The sequence below is a fragment of the Peribacillus sp. NPDC097675 genome, assembly GCF_050277655.1.
Taxonomy (GTDB): Bacteria; Bacillota; Bacilli; order Bacillales; family DSM-1321; genus Peribacillus.
This window is the reverse complement of sequence record NZ_JBNNSK010000010.1, coordinates 180,786-201,382: the sequence shown is the minus strand read 5'-3', so window position 1 is coordinate 201,382 and position 20,597 is coordinate 180,786. Positions and strand designations below refer to the sequence as shown.

General features: G+C 42.0%; 16 protein-coding genes and 1 riboswitch. Of the genes, 4 read left to right on the top strand and 12 right to left on the bottom strand.

Translation table 11 applies throughout. The annotated features are described in order from the left end of the window. Positions 1 to 2 precede the first annotated feature (2 nt). Entirely contained in the window at positions 3 to 1,988 is a 1,986-nt protein-coding gene (gene uvrB, locus ACQKL5_RS16075) for an excinuclease ABC subunit UvrB (protein WP_427609887.1), read from the bottom strand. Positions 1,989 to 2,209: 221 nt separating this feature from the next. After that, complete coding sequence (locus ACQKL5_RS16070; RefSeq protein WP_427609886.1) at positions 2,210 to 2,440, bottom strand: CsbA family protein; 231 nt, start codon at positions 2,438 to 2,440, stop codon at positions 2,210 to 2,212. Positions 2,441 to 3,058: 618 nt separating this feature from the next. Between ACQKL5_RS16070 and ACQKL5_RS16065 the strand changes: the two genes are divergently transcribed. The 3 genes from ACQKL5_RS16065 (at position 3,059) to ACQKL5_RS16055 (ending at position 7,869) form a co-directional block, all read left to right on the top strand. Then, positions 3,059 to 4,789 carry an SH3 domain-containing protein gene (locus ACQKL5_RS16065; RefSeq protein ID WP_427609885.1) on the top strand — a complete coding sequence of 577 codons (1,731 nt, stop codon included), beginning with the start codon at positions 3,059 to 3,061 and terminating at the stop codon, positions 4,787 to 4,789. Between the two features lie 183 nt (positions 4,790 to 4,972). Further along, entirely contained in the window at positions 4,973 to 7,162 is a 2,190-nt protein-coding gene (locus ACQKL5_RS16060) for an MMPL family transporter (RefSeq protein WP_427609902.1), read from the top strand. A 173-nt stretch (positions 7,163 to 7,335) separates the two neighbouring features. Further along, positions 7,336 to 7,869, top strand: a complete 534-nt coding sequence (locus tag ACQKL5_RS16055; RefSeq protein ID WP_427609884.1) for a YceI family protein — start codon at positions 7,336 to 7,338, stop codon at positions 7,867 to 7,869. Between the two features lie 156 nt (positions 7,870 to 8,025). On the opposite strand, the gene ACQKL5_RS16050 is transcribed toward ACQKL5_RS16055, so the two are convergent. The 9 genes from ACQKL5_RS16050 to secA form a co-directional block, all read right to left on the bottom strand. Next, positions 8,026 to 9,219, bottom strand: a complete 1,194-nt coding sequence (locus tag ACQKL5_RS16050; protein WP_427609883.1) for a PDZ domain-containing protein — start codon at positions 9,217 to 9,219, stop codon at positions 8,026 to 8,028. Positions 9,220 to 9,416: 197 nt separating this feature from the next. Next, the gene (locus ACQKL5_RS16045; protein ID WP_427609882.1) at positions 9,417 to 10,841 is read right to left on the bottom strand and encodes a S41 family peptidase; all 1,425 of its coding nucleotides are present in this window, start codon (positions 10,839 to 10,841) and stop codon (positions 9,417 to 9,419) included. Positions 10,842 to 10,971: 130 nt separating this feature from the next. Beyond that, positions 10,972 to 12,354, bottom strand: coding sequence for a murein hydrolase activator EnvC family protein (locus ACQKL5_RS16040; RefSeq protein ID WP_427609881.1), 1,383 nt, complete (start codon positions 12,352 to 12,354; stop codon positions 10,972 to 10,974). A gap of 108 nt (positions 12,355 to 12,462) precedes the next feature. Continuing rightward, entirely contained in the window at positions 12,463 to 13,356 is an 894-nt protein-coding gene (gene ftsX / locus ACQKL5_RS16035; RefSeq protein ID WP_427609880.1) for a permease-like cell division protein FtsX, read from the bottom strand. Then, positions 13,346 to 14,032 carry a cell division ATP-binding protein FtsE gene (gene ftsE / locus ACQKL5_RS16030; protein ID WP_402870638.1) on the bottom strand — a complete coding sequence of 229 codons (687 nt, stop codon included), beginning with the start codon at positions 14,030 to 14,032 and terminating at the stop codon, positions 13,346 to 13,348. Before ftsE ends, ftsX begins: the two co-directional genes overlap by 11 nt. Before the next feature lie 276 nt (positions 14,033 to 14,308). Further along, the gene (gene cccB, locus ACQKL5_RS16025; protein ID WP_427609879.1) at positions 14,309 to 14,650 is read right to left on the bottom strand and encodes a cytochrome c551; all 342 of its coding nucleotides are present in this window, start codon (positions 14,648 to 14,650) and stop codon (positions 14,309 to 14,311) included. Positions 14,651 to 14,701: 51 nt separating this feature from the next. Beyond that, positions 14,702 to 15,565, bottom strand: a complete 864-nt coding sequence (locus tag ACQKL5_RS16020) for a YitT family protein (RefSeq protein WP_427609878.1) — start codon at positions 15,563 to 15,565, stop codon at positions 14,702 to 14,704. A gap of 168 nt (positions 15,566 to 15,733) precedes the next feature. After that, positions 15,734 to 16,832, bottom strand: a protein-coding gene (gene prfB / locus ACQKL5_RS16015; RefSeq protein WP_427609877.1) for a peptide chain release factor 2 whose coding sequence is annotated in 2 segments (ribosomal slippage) — positions 15,734 to 16,759 and positions 16,761 to 16,832 — 1,098 coding nt in all. Because the reading frame shifts where the segments join, the coding sequence is not laid out codon by codon here. A gap of 167 nt (positions 16,833 to 16,999) precedes the next feature. Beyond that, entirely contained in the window at positions 17,000 to 19,513 is a 2,514-nt protein-coding gene (secA, locus tag ACQKL5_RS16010; RefSeq protein WP_427609876.1) for a preprotein translocase subunit SecA, read from the bottom strand. Positions 19,514 to 19,885: 372 nt separating this feature from the next. Between secA and ACQKL5_RS16005 the strand changes: the two genes are divergently transcribed. After that, positions 19,886 to 20,206, top strand: a complete 321-nt coding sequence (locus ACQKL5_RS16005; RefSeq protein WP_402963335.1) for a helix-turn-helix domain-containing protein — start codon at positions 19,886 to 19,888, stop codon at positions 20,204 to 20,206. Between the two features lie 102 nt (positions 20,207 to 20,308). Here the strand turns inward: ACQKL5_RS16005 and ACQKL5_RS16000 are convergent, their stop codons facing one another. Next, a complete protein-coding gene (locus ACQKL5_RS16000; RefSeq protein WP_427609875.1) occupies positions 20,309 to 20,437 on the bottom strand; it encodes an anti-repressor SinI family protein in 129 nt (42 codons plus the stop codon). A gap of 32 nt (positions 20,438 to 20,469) precedes the next feature. After that, a riboswitch (cyclic di-GMP riboswitch) is annotated at positions 20,470 to 20,556 on the bottom strand. Between the last annotated feature and the right edge of the window lie 41 nt (positions 20,557 to 20,597).

Genomic DNA, 20,597 nt, shown 5'->3' with positions numbered 1-20,597 from the left:
CGTCACCCTTCCGCTTTTAACTCTAGTACTAAATCACGCAGCTCGGCAGCCCGTTCGAAGTCTAATGCCTTTGCTGCTTCCTTCATTTCTTTCTCCATGCTCTTTATTACTTTTTCACGCTCTTTTTTCGGAAGCTTAGACAATTTTATAGCAGGATCTTCCTTATACGCCTCTCCTTCTTCAGCAACTTGCGTAGCGCGGATGGCGTCTCTGATATCTTTTTGAATCGTTTGGGGTGTAATTCCATGCTTTTTGTTGAAGCTTTCCTGTATTTCCCGACGACGGGTCGTTTCACTTATGGCCAGTTCCATCGAATTCGTGATGCGATCGGCATACATGATAACGTGCCCGTTAGCATTCCGAGCAGCACGCCCCATCGTTTGAATGAGGGAACGCTCCGAGCGGAGGAACCCTTCTTTATCCGCATCGAGAATCGTCACCAGGGACACCTCGGGAATGTCTAAACCTTCCCGTAGAAGGTTGATACCGACAAGCACATCATATTTACCCATCCTCAATTCCCGGATGATTTCGATTCTTTCTAGTGTTTTTACCTCCGAATGGAGATATTGAACCTTAATACCAATATCCTTCAGGTAATCCGTTAAATCTTCGGACATTTTTTTCGTCAACGTTGTAATTAAAACGCGCTCATCCTTCTTAACCCGTTCCTGGATTTCACCTATAAGATCATCAATCTGCCCTTCAATCGGTCGTACTTCAATCGTAGGGTCAAGCAATCCTGTAGGTCGAATAATCTGCTCGACCATTTCCGGTGTATGTTCCAGTTCATATGGGCCAGGAGTTGCCGAAACGAAAATCGATTGATGAACCTTCTTCTCGAATTCATCGAATCTTAGTGGCCGGTTATCCTTGGCAGAAGGCAGGCGGAATCCATGGTCCACCAGAACCTGCTTACGTGCCTGATCCCCATTGAACATGCCACGGATTTGCGAAAGCGATACGTGTGATTCATCAACGACTAATAGGAAGTCTTCCGGGAAGTAGTCAATTAAGGTATAAGGTGTCGCTCCTGCGGGGCGTAGTGTCAAATGACGGGAATAGTTCTCGATGCCCGAACAGAAACCCATCTCCCGCATCATTTCTAAATCGTAACGTGTCCTTTGTTCCAAGCGCTGTGCTTCAAGGAGCTTTTCATCCTCCCGAAGTTCTGCCAATCGTTCTTCGAGTTCTTCTTCGATATTTTGAATGGCTACCCTCATTTTCTCTTCACGTGTCACGAAATGGGAAGCTGGAAAAATGGCGATATGTTCCCGTTCACCAGTAATCTCACCAGTCAGGGCATCCACTTCACGAATCCGGTCGATTTCATCTCCGAAAAACTCGACCCGTACACAGTGTTCATCCCTAGAGGCCGGGAAGATTTCAACTACGTCGCCACGAACCCTGAACGTTCCACGTTGAAACGCAATATCATTTCTCTCATATTGAATATCAACAAGTTTGTGCAGCAATGCATTCCGTTCGATTTCCATACCTGTACGCAGTGATACAACCATCTCCCGGTATTCTTCCGGGGAACCTAACCCATAAATGCAGGATACACTGGCAATGATGATCACATCTTTCCGCTCAAACAAAGAAGATGTTGCCGAGTGACGCAATTTATCGATTTCATCATTGATACTGGCATCTTTCTCAATGAACGTATCGGTGGAAGGCACATAGGCTTCTGGTTGATAGTAATCGTAATAGCTGACAAAGTACTCAACAGCGTTATTAGGGAAAAACTCTTTGAACTCACTGTAAAGTTGCCCTGCCAGTGTTTTATTATGGGCAATGACAAGAGTTGGTTTATTGATTTGTTGGATGACATTGGAGACCGTGAATGTTTTCCCCGTTCCCGTTGCTCCAAGTAATGTCTGCATTTTCTTTCCTTCTTTTAGGCCAGTTACAAGCTCTTCAATTGCCGCTGGCTGATCTCCCTGAGGAGTATATTTTGAGACTAACTCAAACGTTTCCTTCACCAAGCATAGCCTCCTAATGAATTAGTTTTATATAAAAAAGGGATAAGTTTTATTCCTTCTATTTATTCCGTTTAAAGAACTATATATACACATTCTACCACAATATCCTCAAAACAAACCACCAAAAAGCGAACAAACATTCTGCTTTTATGTTTTAATAACCTAGCAAGCTATATGAACACTTTTCTATAGAAATTTAAACAAAAAAGCACCTTTATAAATTAGGCGCTCTTGGCTGTTCGTTTCATCATTCTTTTTGATAACCAAAGACCCACCGTCAGTGATAGTGCGTCAACGATAATCAATAAGTTCGTGTGTGTATAACCTTTATATGCCGAAGCAGCAATCAATGCAACGGTTAAAATTAGACCTACAATATAGTTATAGGTGACTCTTGAAAATAGCATGACAAGAAGACCTGGAAATAGAAGGGCTGATAGAAATTTGATCATTTTTTCATCTCCTTTATAAGAGAAAAATAGAGTAGTTACAGTTTAAATGATTACATAGTTTTTTGCCAATCTATTCCTGCAAGGCGATTTCTTTTCACTTTCAAAAGCACCCACCTTTATGGAAGAGAATTCACTTTGTTTAAACCTATGAATAAGGATCAGCAATGCTTGTATGCGTAAATCCTAGAACTCGCCGCATGTCTCCCCTGCTTGTTTCACGTTGCCTTGGAGATCTATCATTTTACTAACCAATTTGCCTTCCACAAAAGGAGTATGCTCTTACACCGTTTGCTCGGCTTCTTTCTGCCCGCCTACAGTGAATGGTTCTTTGTTGATATGAGGACAATATCATTCAGTTTTACCTCTAAACTTCCCTATTTTATCAAAATGTGTAAATTGAGTTCTAATTACCTACAAAAAATGCCATAAAACCACTACTAATTAACGTGAGTATATTGTACTATTATTAGTAAATTCTCTTCATATTACCCATTTGCTACCGATAAAAATCATGGAGAACACTCATTTTTACGACATCTCCACAATAATTGTACATTCATATGATATTATTCCACCCAACCTCTGGATGAGCTATAACCATTTAAAGGAGCGAGCTTTATGAAAAAAAGAATAATCACTTTATTTGTAGCAACTTTGGTTTTTTTGACGATTTTCCCTTTTCCTCACGCCACCGATCAAGTACAGGCTGCTTCAAAGACAGCCAAAGTTACAGCTAGTTCCCTCCATATAAGAGAAAAGCCTAAAACAACAGCAAAATCTCTAGGATTAATTAATAAAGGTAAGGAAGTCACCGTCTCCTCCCAACAGTCTGGATGGTCGAAAATCAAATATGGTAAATTGACTGGTTGGGTTTCTAGCACGTATTTAGACGAGTTAGGATATGTTACAGCTTCCTCATTAATATTGAGAAAATTAAATAATACAAGCAGCAACTCGCTGGCCACTTTGTCTAAAGGAACAGTTGTCGAAATAAAATCGACTAAGGGCAATTGGCTACAAGTCTATGTATCTTCCAAAAAGAAAACCGGTTGGGTATCCAAAACGTACATATCAAGTTCCAAGCCGACTGCTACAGCTAAACCAGCAGTCGTTACAACCACCATGTATTATGTGACAGCCAGTTCATTATATGTCCGCAAATCTGCCAATACTACATCAGAAAAACTGGCGACTATCAAAAAGGACGAGGCCGTTACCTATATGAAGAAATCTGGTGACTGGGCATACGTGAAAACAGCTTCCGGCATTAACGGATGGGCTTCATTATCCTATTTATCAAAGAAAAAACCTGCAGCAACAACGGTAGCCGACAAAGGAACGACCTATTATGTAACCGCTGGCGAGTTGTATGTCAGGAAATCAGGTAACTCCAATGCGGAAAAAGTCACCACCTTAAAAAAGGGGGAGGCTGTCACACTCTATGAAGAAAAAGACAAATGGGGAAGAATTAAAACGGCTTCTGGAAAAACAGGTTGGGCTTCCCTTACCTATTTATCTAAGACCAAGCCAAAAGAAACGAAACCAGTAGCAATCACACCACCTAAAGAAGAGACACCAAAAAAAGAAGAACCCATCAAAGTCGAACCAACCACATACTATGTCATTTCAGATAGTTTGAACATTCGTAATGGCCCTTCGGCTACGTACAAAATACTTGGGGCCATTGATAGAAGTGCTAGTGTACTAGTATCCGAAAAACAAGGAGAATGGGGAAAAGTCAAAACCGAATCTGGTTTAGAAGGCTGGGCCTCTCTCACGTATCTGTCGACGACCAAACCAAGTGATGGCTTTAAAGGCAAGGTATTCGTCCTTGATCCGGGTCATGGAGGGACTGACCCGGGGGCATCCGGGAAATATAATCGGGAAAAAGATTTAACTCTGTCTACCGCTAATAAGCTGAAAGCAAAATTAGAAGCGGCGGGGGCAAAAGTCGTCATGACGCGAACCGGCGATACGTACCCCTCTTTAAGTAAGCGAGTGGAAATCAGCCAAGCTAACAAACCCGATGTTTTTATCAGCATTCATTATAATGCTGGTCCTAGCACAGCCAACGGCATTGAAACATTTTATTTAGCATCGAATGTTAATGAAAAAGAGCTGGCGCAAACGGTACAAGCAGAAATCATCAAAGAAACAAAATTGAGAGACCGTGGCACAAAAACGGGTAACTTCCAGGTCATCCGGGATAATAAACAAGCTGCTATTTTACTAGAATTAGGGTTCATCTCCAATCTAGAAGAAGAAAAGCTTATCGCCACAAGCGCTTATCAAGATACTGCTGTTACAGGAATCTTTAATGGATTGAAAAAATATTTCAACTTATTTTAAAGTGGCAAAAGGCTTCGGATGGAATTTCTCCTCCGAAGCCTTTTTTCACCCAAAGTCGAAAAATTTGCATACCCAATTTTGCATATATGAATCGTTCCCCTTTATAATTGAGAGTGGGATTATAATAAAAAATTAAAAAGTGAGGTGCCTTCATTGGATATATTAGGAAAACTAGGTAAAATAATGACTGGAAAAGTCAGCCGCTGGGTAGTCATCGCCATCTGGGTTATTGCGACAGTACTACTGACCTTCATGTTACCGGCAGTGAATGATAAAACGGAAAATGTCCCTACTGATTTACCTGCAGACTCTGATTCCGTAGTAGCTGATAAACTGATAAAAAAAGAATTCCCTAATTCTTCAGGGATCCCTGCCTTGCTTACATGGCATCGGGAGGGCGGACTGACTGATGCTGATTTAGCAGAGATTCAAAACCTTTCCAAGGAGCTTACAGAGAGTCCCTTAAAACAGCAATCCTTCTTACCTCCTCTTCATAATGCTCCACTGCCTGCACTAAAGGGCTCTGTTTCTGAAGATGGTACGACTTTCGTACAGCCCCTTTTCTTTGAGGAAACTGCTGAGACAGCTGTCTTAGAGAAAAATATTGAAAGCATCAATAAATTGGTAACCGAACGGGTCGGTACTGATCCTTCAAAAGTTAAAATTGACTCTGAAGATTTATCTCTTCGTGTAACTGGTCCTGTCGGGATTTCGGTTGATGCGACTGGATTATTTGCGGGTGCCGACATTCAATTACTTCTGGCGACCGTAATACTCGTCCTTGTCGTCTTATTACTGATTTACCGCTCGCCACTTTTAGCCATCATTCCATTAATCGGAGTCGGTTTCGCTTACCTTGTCACAAGTCCAATCCTTGGATTCATGGCAGATCATGGCTGGATTACGGTCGATGCGCAAGCCATTTCGATTATGACCGTACTGCTATTCGGAGCAGGAACCGATTATTGTTTATTCTTGATTTCCCACTACAGAAGTGAATTGAGAAGAAACGAAAGCAAGAGAAAAGCCATGATGGCTGCGTTTAAAGATTCTTCAGGCGCCATTGCGATGAGCGGTCTGACGATCGTCGTTTCGCTATTAACATTGCTTGTTGCTCAATATGGTTCTTATCATCGTTTCGCTGTACCTTTTAGCTTATCTATATTAATCATGATGATTGCTGCCTTGACTCTCGTACCTGCCCTACTTTCCGTTTTCGGCCGTGCCTCTTTCTTCCCAATCGTTCCACGGACACCGGAAATGGAAGAAGCACGTGCAAAGAAAAAAGGCAAGCCTGTCAAGAAACACAAAGAAGGCGGACGCATTGGAAAATGGATTGGGAATACCGTTACAACCAAGCCATGGACCGTCATCCTTACTTGCCTGATTCTTTTCGGCCTTTTGGCTGGGTATTCATCACAGATAAAATACTCCTATGATATTTTATCTTCGTTCCCAGAAGACATTAACTCGCGTGAAGGGTATACCGTCATTTCCGATGCCTACTCACCTGGTGAACTCGCACCGGCTACAGTCGTCGTTGATACAGACGGCAAAGATATTGATTTAACGGATTCCTTGAAGGATATGAGACTGATTGGAAGTGTCTCTGAACCTGTAAGGAGTGAGACCAATAAGGATTTACAATCCTATGAAGTTAAATTCAACATCAACCCATATGATACGAAAGCAATCGACTCCATTACAGATATACGCAGCACTGTTGAAAAAGAATTGAAAGATGCGAACATCTCATCCGTTGATGAAAAAGTGTGGATTGGTGGCCAGACAGCCGAGCAACACGATAAACGTGAAACGGTCAAGGCAGATGAGTTCTTAGTCTTCCCAATCATCATTGTCTTGATTTCATTGCTACTGTTAGCCTACCTTCGTTCCGTAACAGCCATGGCTTATTTAATGGGAACGGTTATCCTTTCCTTCTTTGCCGCTATGGGCTTAGGCTGGATCATCCTTCACCACTTCATGGGTGTGGATGCCATTGAAGGTACGATTCCGTTGTATTCATTTGTATTCCTTGTCGCTCTAGGCGAAGACTACAACATCTTTATGGTATCTAGCATATGGCGCAAGAAGAAGACGATGCCAATCAAACAGGCCATAAGAGAAGGGGTCACCGAAACAAGTGGCGTCATCACTTCAGCCGGTATCATCTTGGCAGCTACGTTCTCTGTCCTAGCTACATTGCCGATTCAAGTACTTGTCCAATTCGGGCTTATTACCGCACTCGGTGTATTGATGGACACATTCATCGTTCGTCCATTCCTAGTGCCAGCGATTACCGCTCTGCTTGGTCGCCATGCTTTCTGGCCAAGTAAAGCACCGATTCACAAAGAAAAAGAACGAGCTAACTAAGAGCTTTCATTTTAAAACCCTGTGCCTGTTCATAATCAGCACAGGGTTTTTTATTTTCCAAAATATAGAAGAAAATCATTGACTCTCAAACCACAAGCTCATATAATTACATTATGTTAAATTATCTCAAATTAAAGATATATACTTTCAAGATTTAGTAGGAGGAATGAAAAATGACCAAAACAAAATGGACCGTCGACCCTACACACAGTGCTATTGAATTTTCTGTTAAGCATATGATGATTGCAAAAGTGAAAGGAAGTTTCAACAAGTTTGACGCCAACATTTCTGCTGATCCTGCAGATCTAACTACAGCTGAAATTGATTTTACCGTAGATTTGGCCAGCATCGACACACGCAATACGGACCGTGATAACCACCTGCGTTCTGCTGACTTCTTTGATGTTGAAAAGAACCCAACCTTAACGTTTAAAGCTACGAATATCCAAAAAACGAATGAAGACACGTATGCCATAACAGGTGACGTCACACTTAATGGCGTAACAAAACAAGAAACTTTCGACATCACATTCGAGGGCCAAGGCAAAGATCCGTGGGGCGCGGAAAAAGCAGGCTTTAGTGGTAAAGGAAAAGTGAAACGCAGTGACTATGGCTTAACCTATAATGCAGCCTTGGAAACAGGTGGGGTGCTGATTGGAGATCAAATCACACTTTCCATTGATATTGAAGCTGCCAAGGAAGCCTAAAAAAATTCAGAACCCCCAAAAAAGCAGATCCACCTGCCAATTTGGGGGTTAATTTTTGTAAATCATCCGTACGAAGTCATATCGTTTATCCATAAAAGAAACCACCTAGACCTATTCATCTAAGTGGTTTCTTTTACTTTATAATACTCCTGTGTCCTATCCTGCTTGACCGCTCTCTTTCAATTGGTCGTCCACAAAGAGGATGCCCAATTCGTAATGTTCCCCTTCGAATAAGGCTCGTTGCACAAAACGCATTTGCTCATTGTTACCGATGACCTCGAGTTTGCAATAGGCCCGGTTCTTTTGCAGTGCCCGGTACAACTCTTCTTCTTCCCTTACGACTACACCATTAATTTTTGAGATGACATCACCCTTCACCAACCCCATTTTGTCTGCCGGGGATTCAGGGATCACGCCAAGAACCTGCACACCAAGCTTACTTTTTGAAAAATAAAACGGCTGATTTTCATCCGAATTCTTTTGCGTATAATGGATGAATTCACGACCAAGAATCGCTAGAACGGCTGTTATGATCCCCAATATTGGATACCAATAACTGATGACCGCCAACACTGTAATGAAAACTCCCAAAGCCCCTACCTGCTTACCTTGGGCCTTTATGGCTTGTTCAGGAAGCGATCCATGCACCTTCTGCCTAAAGCCAATTAAAAATGGCAGAACGATTGGAGATAGGTACACTCCTCCGATCGAAAAGATTGGGTACCATTCAAATGGAACAGGCAGTTCGCCTCCAGGAATCAGTACGAACATCGGAATCAGCCAAACACGCTGCGAGACGTATGTGCCGATCGGTTGCCCCCGCTTGGAAACCTCTAGCTGTGGCGATGCCTTTTCACTGCCCTTTTTCGCGATGAGAAAGCCTTCCGCAATCAATAAAAGTCCGATCAATATCACCAGTGTAGGATATACTGATTGGTTCAGCTGGTCAAAAGCGTCCTGGAAAAATGGCAGTTGTACATCCTTCCCATTTAAAAAGAAAAGGATAAAGAAAGTGACGCCCATCGTATATGCCGGTGATATCAGTCTGCGCTTCATCGTCAAAATGGCAAGAAGCGTAACTGCCGTCATGATGACCATCGCGGCCATCGGTATGGCAAGGCCTGATACTAACGCAATGATTGAAAGAATCAATCCGGTGATAATTCCCTGTAAAAGCAGAGCGCGTAGCTCCATCGTTTTTCTGTAAATCTTGGTATTGAAATCATGGCGTTCCCGCTTGACCCGTAGATAGCCGATAAATAAGCAATAAGCAATAGAAACGTAAAGCAATGGATGAAGAAAGAGTTTTCCCAATCCTATTAAGCATGCAAGAAGCCAATCCGTTGTCAATTTCTCTCCACCATCCCTAAAATGTAATAAAAATATGTATAATTCGTTCTGGTCAGTTACTTCCATTCTATCAAATATGTCAGCTTCCTGCCTATTAAGATACAGAAAAAACTCTATTAGTTCTAATGACAGGGAAGGATGGCTCTCCATTTCTGCAAAGGAAAAGGCAACGCTCCAGTGAACGATGCCTTTTGTTCCTATTTGACTAAGTAATTCAATGCCGTGCGTAGCTGAATATCATTCTCTTCATCTTGAATCTTCTCAAGGATAACAGTTTCTAGGCGTGCAGCGGTTTTAGCGTCCAATGTACCGGTTGCTTTCATCCCATACTGCTTTTGGAAGGCCTTAACCGCGATTTCGGTATTCCAATCATAATAGCCATCATCACGCCCCGTTTCGAAGCCAATTCCTTTTAGGATCGTTTGTGCATATTGAATTTGATCATCCGTCATATCCCGCTTCAATACCTTTTCAATCGTTAGCTGATGTGCATTAAAGTAGACCGGTTGCTTCACTTCTATAGTCGGCTCAATCCCCTTTTTATGAATCCAGTTGCCAGACGGTGTCAACCACTTGTACAGCGTAAGCTTAATATTGCTGCCGTCTCCCATCGGGACTGCCTGTTGCACTGTCCCTTTGCCGAATGTCTTCTCGCCGATCAGAGGGTATTTCCCAGCCTCCTCCATGGCACCGGCAAGGATTTCTGAAGCAGAGGCACTGCCTTTATCCGTCAAGACGGCAATTGGATAGTCCTTCTTCTTCTTTAAATCGGTAAAAAAGGATTGCGTCTCGCCCGTTCTTTCGGCAATTTTCAAATATGGCTTGTCTTTTGTAATGAACTCTCCTAGAATCGTTTCCACACTTGAAAGGAGCCCCCCTGGATTGCCTCGCACATCAATCACAAGCCCTTCAATCCCTTTCTTTTCAAGTTCTTTCAGCTGCTTTTTAAAATCGGCTGCGGTATTTTCCGAGAAGGTTGTTAACTCAATGTAACCGATATCTTCTCCAGCCACTTCCTTGGTCGAAGAAAAAACCGTGTCCAAGGGAATTTCTGCACGTACCATATTGAATTTGATTGGATTAGAAACACCAGCACGCTTTATTTCCATCTTGACGGCAGAACCCTTTTTCCCCCGTATCTTTAATCGTGTCTCATACAAATCCAACCCTTCGACGCTTTCACCATTCACCTTAAGGATTTGATCCTTTGGCTTCAATCCAGCCTTCTCAGCTGGGGAATCCTTGTAGGGAGAGACAATGATGACCTTTCCGTCCTCCATCCCGATTTCCGTACCGATTCCCTCAAAAGTTGAATCCAGGGTTTCATTGAATTGCTTAGCAGTCTCCTTGTCCATATAGACCGAGTATGGGTCCTTCAATGTTGCCAGCATACCTTGAATGGCGCCTTCTATTAACTTTGAGCCATCCACCTGTTCGACATACTGATTCACGATTAATCCATAAGCTTGTTCGACTTTTGCCCATTGCTCATCTTCTATGACCGCTTGTTTTTCCGGTTTCGTCCCGCTCTTACCCTGGGAGCTTGTCCAATATATGCCCCCTGCCGCCCCAATTACTAATGACATAATGATTGCTAGAGGAACTACCCATTTTTTGACCATATTTATCCCCTTTTCTACCTCGATATGTATTTCACTATATGAGCCACCCCGGATAAATATGCTTTTGAACATAGCAAAAAAACAGACTAGAATATGATTCTAGTCTGTTTTACTGTTCATCTATTGGGTATTAATTAGGTATGTAGTTTAATGGATTGACTGCATTTGACTTGGCGTAATTCCATTCGCCTTTGTGAAGCTCAAAGTGTAAATGCTGTCCAAAGGAATGTCCAGTATTACCCATGATACCAATTTGTTGACCTTTGGCAACGACTGCACCATTGCTAGCTTGTCTAGAGCTTAAATGTGCATAAACCGTTGTCCACGTTTGGCCATTAATATTATGAGTAACAAAAACGACATTACCGTATGAAGATGATAAATATGAACGGCTTACGATTCCGTCTGCTGCCGCTACAACAGGTACCGTCCCACCAGCGGCAATATCAACGCCAGCATGTTTTTTATTCCAACGTTCACCCATTGTCGAAGATACATAACCTGAACTTGGTCTAGTAAATGTCCCCGATGATACAGCTGGTGCTGAGCTTACACTAGCCGGAGCTTGTGATGATGACGTTGCTGATGAAGAACTGTGACTTGAACTAGAGTTAGAATTGGACGACGACTGCTGTTTTTTCGCTTGTGCTGCCTGAGCCGCTTGTGCTGCTGCTTCTTGTGCTGCACGTTGTTTTGCTTCAGCTGCTGCTTTTTTACGAGCTGCTTCTAACTCAGCCAAACGGTTTTTCTCTAAGTTGATAGCTGACTTGATCGCTTTTTCTTGAGCAGCAAGGTTCGCTTTTTCTTCCTCTAAGCCCATTTTGCTATCTTCTTCTTTTTTAGTCTGTTTCTTTAATTTCTTAACTAACGCAGCTTTTTGTTGCTTCTGCTGTTTTTGCTGTTTTTGGATTTGTAACAATTCCGCTTTAGCCACTTCTAAACTAGCAAGCTTCTTTTCAACGGATTTACGCTTTTCTTCAAGCTCTTTTTTATCCAGTTCATGCTGTTTTAAAATCTCGCGATCGGCTTCGGCAATGGCTGCCACAGCACCTACACGGTCAATTAAATCGCTGAAACTAGAAGAACCGAACAATACTTCAACATAATTCAAATCCCCGCCGGACTCCTGGAAGGAAAGAGCACGTTCCTTCAGAACATCGTTACGCTTAGCGATACGATCTTGCAATACTTTAATCTCTGCTTTCAATCCTTCAATATCCTCTTTTGTTTGAGTAATTTCAGCATTTTTCGCGTCGATTTTCTTTGTAGACGCAGCAATTTCCGCTTCGATGGCAGCGATTTGTTCCTCTGCCGAAAGTTGTTTATTCTGCAGCTTATTGATTTTTTCTGAAGTAGTGGAAATGTCCGCTTCAACGCCCGAACGTTTCTCCTGAATAGAAGCCTTCTTTTGTTCTAAGTCCGAAATGGATTCAGCATAAGCTGAAGGAGCAGCTAAAATGCTCCCCAAACCAATCATGATCGTCGCGTTCATCGCGATAATATTTTTTTTCAACGTTCTATTTCCCCTTTCAATCCCGTCACAACTCGTGCTTTGTAACGTCTCTCTATTTTGAATAAACATCTTCTATTTCGAGTGTAAAAGAATTGTCAGTTTGTACGTTTATGCTTTTAGGAATTTTCTGACGGACATTAAGCTTCCCCAGATTCCGATTATGGCACCCATGATGATAAGAATCGCCGACACTTGGTAAATGAATGGGCTTGCCGGTAAAAAGTCAACGAATTTAAACGTGATTTGTGGTGATATATAATTGAACAGATTGTAGTAGAGTACAGAAATCAGAACGATTGGTACAACAGAACCAAGGATTCCTAACCAGAGACCCTCTAAGAAGAAAGGCCAACGAATGAAGTTGTTTGTTGCTCCTACCAATCTCATGATCTCAATTTCTTTTTTCCTAGCTACAATTGTAATTTTAATAGTATTTGAAATGAGGAACATGGCTGTGAAAAGCAAGCCTACGATAAGTACAATCCCTATATTCCTAGCAATTTCGACAAAACTGAATAGGTTTTCAACATAGCCTTGTCCATATTTAACGCTTTGAATATAATTGATGTCTTCAATTTCCTTAGCTACCTTGATCACATCTTGTGGTGTTTTCGTTTTAATGATATAGACATCCCGTAAAGGGTTGTCTTGTTCAAATGGTTTAAAAGCATCTCCATTATCACCTAGATCATCAATTAAATTGGTGAGCTCTTCATCCTTAGGGGAGAAGACAACACTATCAATTCCACCTATACTCGTTATCTGCTTGCTGATTGCTTGTATATCTTCTTTACTCGCTGCATTATCAATATGCGCACGAATTTCGACATCGTTTTCGACATTACCCGCGATATGATTCAAATTCATCATAATCACTAAAAAAACGCCAACCAATGTTAGAGTGACTGTTACAGCACTTACTGATGCAAACGTCATCCATCCATTACGTCCAATGTTTTTAAAGCTTTCACGGAAGTGACGGACGAGTGTTCTAAATTTCATATCCGTATTCACCTCTATGTTCATCGCGAACGATTTTTCCACCTTCAATGGCAATGACACGACGTTTAAAGTTATTAACAATATCTTTATTGTGTGTAGCCATGATAAGTGTCGTTCCGCGCTTGTTTATTTCTTCAAATATGCTCATGATTTCCCATGATGTTTCAGGATCCAGATTCCCTGTAGGTTCATCGGCAATGACCACTTTGGGATCATTGACGATTGAACGGGCAATCGCAACCCTTTGTTGTTCTCCACCTGATAACTCTGCAGGACGCATTCTAGCTTTATGCTTAATTCCCACTAGATCGAGAACTTCCATGACTCTCTTTTTAATGACTTCAGGTTCTTTTTCGATGACTTCCATTGCAAAGGCAACATTTTCATAGACTGTGAAAGTTTGAAGGAGTTTAAAATCCTGGAAGACCATCCCGATATTACGGCGAAATAGAGGAACTTTCGAATTGCGGATTTTTGGTAGGCTGACACCATTAACCAAGATATTTCCACTTGTCGGCTTTTCTTCCCGATACATCATTTTGATGAAGGTCGATTTGCCGGCACCACTGGGACCCACTACATAAACAAACTCGCCTGGTTGTATTTTTACATTTAACCCATTAATGGCTATGACGCCATTAGAATAGGTCTTTTTGACATCTATCATCTCTATCATTCTAAAACCACCTAATTTGCTTGTTAACTTATCTATTAAAAGCATGTTTTTCGACAGCATTTTTTAAATATTGACAGGAATCATTTCGTTTTGAGCACAGGAACATTATAACATCAAAGTTTGTCAAATTAAGAATAAAAATATTACAGTTTCATTTCATTGAGTTGTATCTAGACTTTCTATCCAGGAACAAGGGATTTTATGGAGATAACTGAGGATATTAGGAGGAGTATGGTTGAAACGCCCAGCCTTAAGATGGACGTTTCAGTGGTTTTTTCACTTGTGTTCTGAAAGCCAATCTGCAACTTTAGACGCTTCATCGCCAACGATGAGTTCTTTTGGCATTCCACCTTGGCCATTCAAGATAACATGTTCGATTTCATCTTTCGACAAACGCGAACCAACTTCCGTTAAATTCGGCCCTACGCCGCCTTCAAGATTCACCGCATGACAGCTTGAACATTTGTTTTCATAAATCTTTGCCGCATCGCCTGCACCAGCAGTGGTCGTTTCCTTATTCTCTGCCGGCTCTTTACCTGCGTTATCATCGTCATTGCTCCCGCAAGCTGTAAGGGCAAGAGACGTACCTAATAGTAAAGCTAGCCATTTCTTTTTCATTGAACAAGCCCCCTTTCTTAAGTCTACCAGTACAGAAATATTATACCAATTTCAATCGAGTTTAAAACCCTCACCGAGTACTTCTGATGCCACCATGACAATCACGAATGCTTTGGGGTCAACGAGTTTGACCAATTGTTTCAATTTGGTGAATTCCGACTGATCGATGACACACATTAAAATCGGACGGGAATCATCCGTATAGCCGCCATGTCCGGAAATCCGGGTTACACCTCGGTCCAGCTCATGTATAATAGCATCCCTAACCTCGGGTTCATTATTCGTGATAATTAATGCCATCTTGGAACGGTTCAACCCAACTTGGACAAGGTCAATTGTCTTGCTGGTCACGTATAAACCAATCAAGGCATAAAGCCCTTTTTCAATATCGAAGACAATGGCTGCACTTAGCACGATTAATCCATCCATGACCGCAACACACGTCCCCAAGGACAAATGGGTATACTTATGTATAATTTGAGCCGCTAGATCGGTTCCCCCAGTGGATGCCTTCCCGCGAAATACAATGCCTAATCCAAGACCGACCATGATACCTCCGCATAGCGATCCAAGTAACGCATCGTTGGTCCATGCTTCCCAATCCTTTGTCAGGTAAACGACAAAAGGCAGAAACAATGTTCCGATAAACGTTTTGGCGCCAAAATTCCTTCCAAGCACAATAAGCCCGGCAATAAATAAAGGAATATTAAATGCCCACTGAACATATGCCGGTTCCCATCCTAACGTCGCATCCAGAATCGTACTGATTCCGCTGACACCGCCTGAAGCGACCTGGTTTGGTAGTAGAAACACATTAAATCCAAGCGCAATGATGGCTGAACCTACCAACACCAGACCATACTCCATCAAAATTTGTATCAAAGGGTGCTTTGGCTCCCGATATCTCTTTCTCATTCTGGTTGTCTCCTCATAATCCTTCTTTTTAATTAGTCTTAACCGAAAGTAGTATAGCATCCCTATTCATTCCCTGTAAATAACAGCCAGATGACGTGTTAAAGGACTAATGAAAGAAAAGGGTGCAAAAAAATCGAACCGAATAAAATCCGGTTCGATTGATACATCTTATAATTTAGAACGTAAGTAAGCATCGATGAACATATCGATGTCCCCGTCCATCACTGAACCAAGGTTTCCGGTCTCCGCACTTGTACGGTGATCCTTCACCATCGAATAGGGATGGAAGACGTACGAACGGATTTGGCTGCCCCAGCCAATTTCCTTTTGTTCTCCACGGATTTCATCCAAATCGGCCTGCTGTTGTTCGATTTCACGTTGATATAATTTAGCTTTCAGCATATTCATCGCTTGGGCCTTATTTTTGATTTGCGATCTCTCATTTTGACACGTTACGACCGTATTCGTAGGTAAATGGGTAATACGAACAGCTGAGTCAGTCGTGTTAATATGCTGACCGCCGGCTCCACTTGCCCGGTACGTATCGATTTTCAAATCTTCCGTACGGATTTCTATATTGATCGTTTCATCGAATTCCGGCATGACTTCACATGATACGAACGAAGTATGACGGCGACCTGATGAATCGAAAGGAGAAATCCGGACAAGACGATGAACGCCTTTTTCCGCTTTCAAATAGCCATACGCGTTATGACCTTTGAATAGTAGCGTAACACTCTTGATTCCCGCTTCATCACCCGGAAGATAATCCAGGGTTTCTACCTTGAATCCTCTTTTTTCGCCCCATCTTGTGTACATGCGAAGCAACATGGAACCCCAATCTTGAGATTCCGTTCCGCCTGCACCAGGATGCAGTTCCAGAATCGCATTTTTCGAATCATACTCTTCACTTAGTAAGAGTTGTAGTTCAAAATCATTCATCTTTTGTGAAAGAACCGTGATTTCTTCCACCAACTCTGCCATAAGATCTTCGTCATTTTCTTCTTTGACTAACTCATACGTCAAATCCAGATTTTCATACGAAGCATTCAACTCAGACAATTGATCAACTTGTTCTTTTAATGCATTCGTTTCATTGATGACCCCTTGAGCCTTTTGTTGATCATTCCAAAAGTCAGGATGCGTCATCTCATTTTCCAGTTGTGCTATGCGTGCCTCTTTTTCATCTAAGTCAAAGAGACCCCCTAAAGTCCGTTAATCGTTGCGCTGTTCTTTCAAGTTCGTTTCTAATTTCTGCCATTTCCATTTTCTATTCACCTCATTAGTATGTTAAAAAAATCCCGTATCGGGATATGCTTCACTGCCGTTATCCTTCTTCAAAACAATATGCCCCCAACTTTACGTAAACGGAACATGAAAAGAGGCGGTAAGTTCTTATAACTTATCCGTCTCTCCTCCATTATACACCTATTTTCATCCCAAGTTGCCATGACAATTCTTATATTTTTTTCCGCTGCCACATGGACATAATGCATTTCGCCCGACATCTTCCGACTTACGAGCCGGCGCCTTCTTCACTTTGCCGCCTTCATTTTCTTTCGGATTGACCGCTTGTCCTTTTATAACTTCCTTCCGCTCCAAGTTGTTGCGGATTTCAGCTTTCATAATATACTTAGTGACTTCATCTTCCATCGAAGCAATCATGCTTTCAAACATCGCAAATCCTTCAGATTGGTATTCACGAAGCGGATCGATTTGACCATATGCACGTAGGTGAATCCCTTGACGCAATTGCTCCATCGCATCGATATGATCCATCCACTTGCTATCCACGGCACGAAGTACGATGACTTTTTCGAACTCACGCATTTGGTCTTCAGCAAGCTCAGCTTCTTTTTGATCATAATTCTCTTTTACTTTTCCTAAAACGAACTCGACTAATTCCGATTCATCTTTACCTTCCACATCGGCGACAGTAATCTCGCCATCTTGGAACAGGTTACCGTTCAAGTAATCGACAAGTCCTTGTAAGTTCCAGTCCTCTTCATCGCCCATAGGAGCAAAAGCTGCGACATTACGCTGGATGGATGCCGTAATCATCGTTTCGACAATTTCACGTAAGTTTTCGCTTTCCATTACATCGAAACGCTGTTTGTAGATGATTTCACGTTGCTGACGAAGAACATCATCATACTGCAGCAATTGTTTACGAGAATCAAAGTTATTACCTTCCACCCGTTTCTGAGCGGATTCAACGGCTCTTGACACCATTTTGCTTTGAATGGGTTGGGAATCATCCATGCCAAGACGCGCCATCATACTCTTCATATTATCCGAACCAAAGCGACGCATCAATTCATCTTCCATGGAAAGATAGAACTGAGTAACCCCTGGATCTCCCTGACGACCGGAACGACCACGAAGCTGGTTATCAATACGGCGACTTTCATGACGCTCCGTACCGATGACAGCTAGTCCGCCCACTTCTTTGACACCTTCGCCTAGCTTGATATCCGTACCACGTCCCGCCATATTCGTAGCGATTGTAACCGAGCCTTTATTTCCCGCATTCAAGATAATTTCGGCTTCACGCTCATGGTTTTTCGCATTCAATACATTATGGGGAATTCCCTTTTTCGTTAAATAAGTGGAAATGATTTCAGAAGTCTCAATAGCGACCGTACCGACAAGAACTGGCTGCCCTTTTTCATGGCGCTCCGCAATATCTTCCACAACCGCTCTGAATTTCCCGTCCATTGACGCATAGATAAGATCTGGACGGTCATCCCGGACGATTTCCCGGTTAGTCGGAATCGCAATAACATTCATATTATAGATGTTACGGAATTCCTCTTCCTCCGTCTTAGCCGTCCCCGTCATACCAGACAGCTTTTCATACATCCTGAAATAGTTCTGGAAGGTAATCGTCGCAAGGGTCATGCTTTCATTCTGAATCTCAAGCCCTTCTTTTGCTTCAATGGCCTGATGAAGACCTTCACTGTAACGGCGACCTTTCATCAAACGACCCGTAAACTGATCAACGATAACAATCTCACCGTCTTGGACCACATAATCCACATCCAGGTGCATGGCAACATGTGCTTTTAACGCCTGATTGATATGATGGTTCAAGGTCACATGAGTAATATCGAATAAATTATCAATATTGAACGCTCTTTCCGCCCTGTTCATGCCTTCTTCAGTCAACTGAACGCCTTTTGTTTTCTCATCATACGTGTAATCTGTATCTTTCTTCAAGGTACGTACAAACGCATTGGCCTGGATATAGAGCTGGGCTGATTTCTGTGCCGCACCTGATATGATCAATGGCGTTCTTGCTTCATCCACCAAGATGGAATCGACTTCATCGATGACCGCATAATGCAAAGGCCGCTGTACCATTTGTTCTTTATATAACACCATATTGTCACGCAAGTAATCGAAACCTAATTCATTATTCGTGCTATACGTAATATCCGCATTGTACGCTTCCTGTTTCTCTTCTTTAGAATGACTGTTCAAATTCAAGCCGACCGACAATCCGAGGAAATTGTATAAAACACCCATCTCATTCGCATCACGCTGCGCTAGGTATTCATTGACGGTTACGACATGTACGCCTTTACCAGTAAGCGCATTTAAATAAACAGGAAGAGTTGAAGTCAACGTTTTCCCTTCACCTGTTTTCATTTCAGATATATTCCCATCATGAAGGGACGCACCACCCATGATTTGGACGCGGAATGGAAACATGCCAAGGGCTCGTTTTGCTCCTTCACGTACAACCGCAAAAGCCTCAACCAACAAATCATCCACGGTCTCCCCGTTTTGATAACGTGTCTTGAACTCTTCCGTTTTGGCTCTCAACTTCTCGTCCGATAACGCGGCCATTTCATCCGCCAGCGCTTCGACCTGATCAGCCACTTTCTCTAACCGCTTAAGTTCTCGCTTATTCGGATCAAAAACTTTAGTTAATATATTAAGCATTCATTAACGCTCCTCTATTGGGAAAATGATCATTCATTATCGTTCATTATATAAGTAAGAAGGAACACACCTTCTGCCGATGATAGTCTAGTGTTAATTTTACCACTTCTATACTCGAGGTACAACTTCATGTCACCCGATACCTTATGGGTCAGAAATCACTTCTTGCGAAAAACAATGGATAAAATAGGGCAAAAACTGTTAAAATAGAAGGAAGATTTAAAATACATAGTGCAAGAACCCATGTTTACACAGCTAGTCTTTAATAGACATGATGCCTTTAGCTAATAAACCTGGTAATAGAAAGTATTGTAAGTGGGTTAGAAAAGCTCATTCTGCGGGATAAATAGAACTAGTTTCGAGGTGGTAATGATGATCGGTGAGCGTGTTAAAAAGCTGAGGGAAGAAAAGAAAATGTCGATGACTGAACTAGCCGAAAAAGCCGGTGTAGCCAAGTCTTACTTAAGTTCGCTCGAACGGAACTTACAAACGAATCCTTCCATTCAATTTTTAGAAAAGATCTCTGCAGTGCTTCATGTTCCTGTTGATGCCCTTCTGTACGATGCCCCCAACAAGGAAATCCTTGATACCGACTGGATAAAAATCGTTGAAGATGCCATGCATTCAGGCGTTTCAAAACAACAATTTCGAGAATTCATTGAATTTAACAAATGGAAAAAGAACAACGAATAGCATAATAGATATGAACCTATCAACCTATTTAAGCAGAACAAAAGCATCCCTATAAACAGCGAGCATCATTTACTGTTTATAGGGATGCTTTCCACATCTGTCTCATTTTTCGTGATTCTCCTTCAATGATTCCTTCGCAAAATATTCACGAATCTCCTCTTTCGTCAACCCTAAGCTCTTTGCTTCTACTATCAATGTCATCCACTCTTGATCCAATTCAGCAGTAATCATTTCATTAACCTCCTAAAATACTACCTTGTATTTCAGGCAGACCAGCCATCCTAGCCATTTATAGCCTTAGACCTGTGCCTTTGCGCCCCCAGCTTTCGATGAGTTTGCCTTTGTCGGGATAAATATAACTAAATACATGGTTTATAATTTCATTATAGGG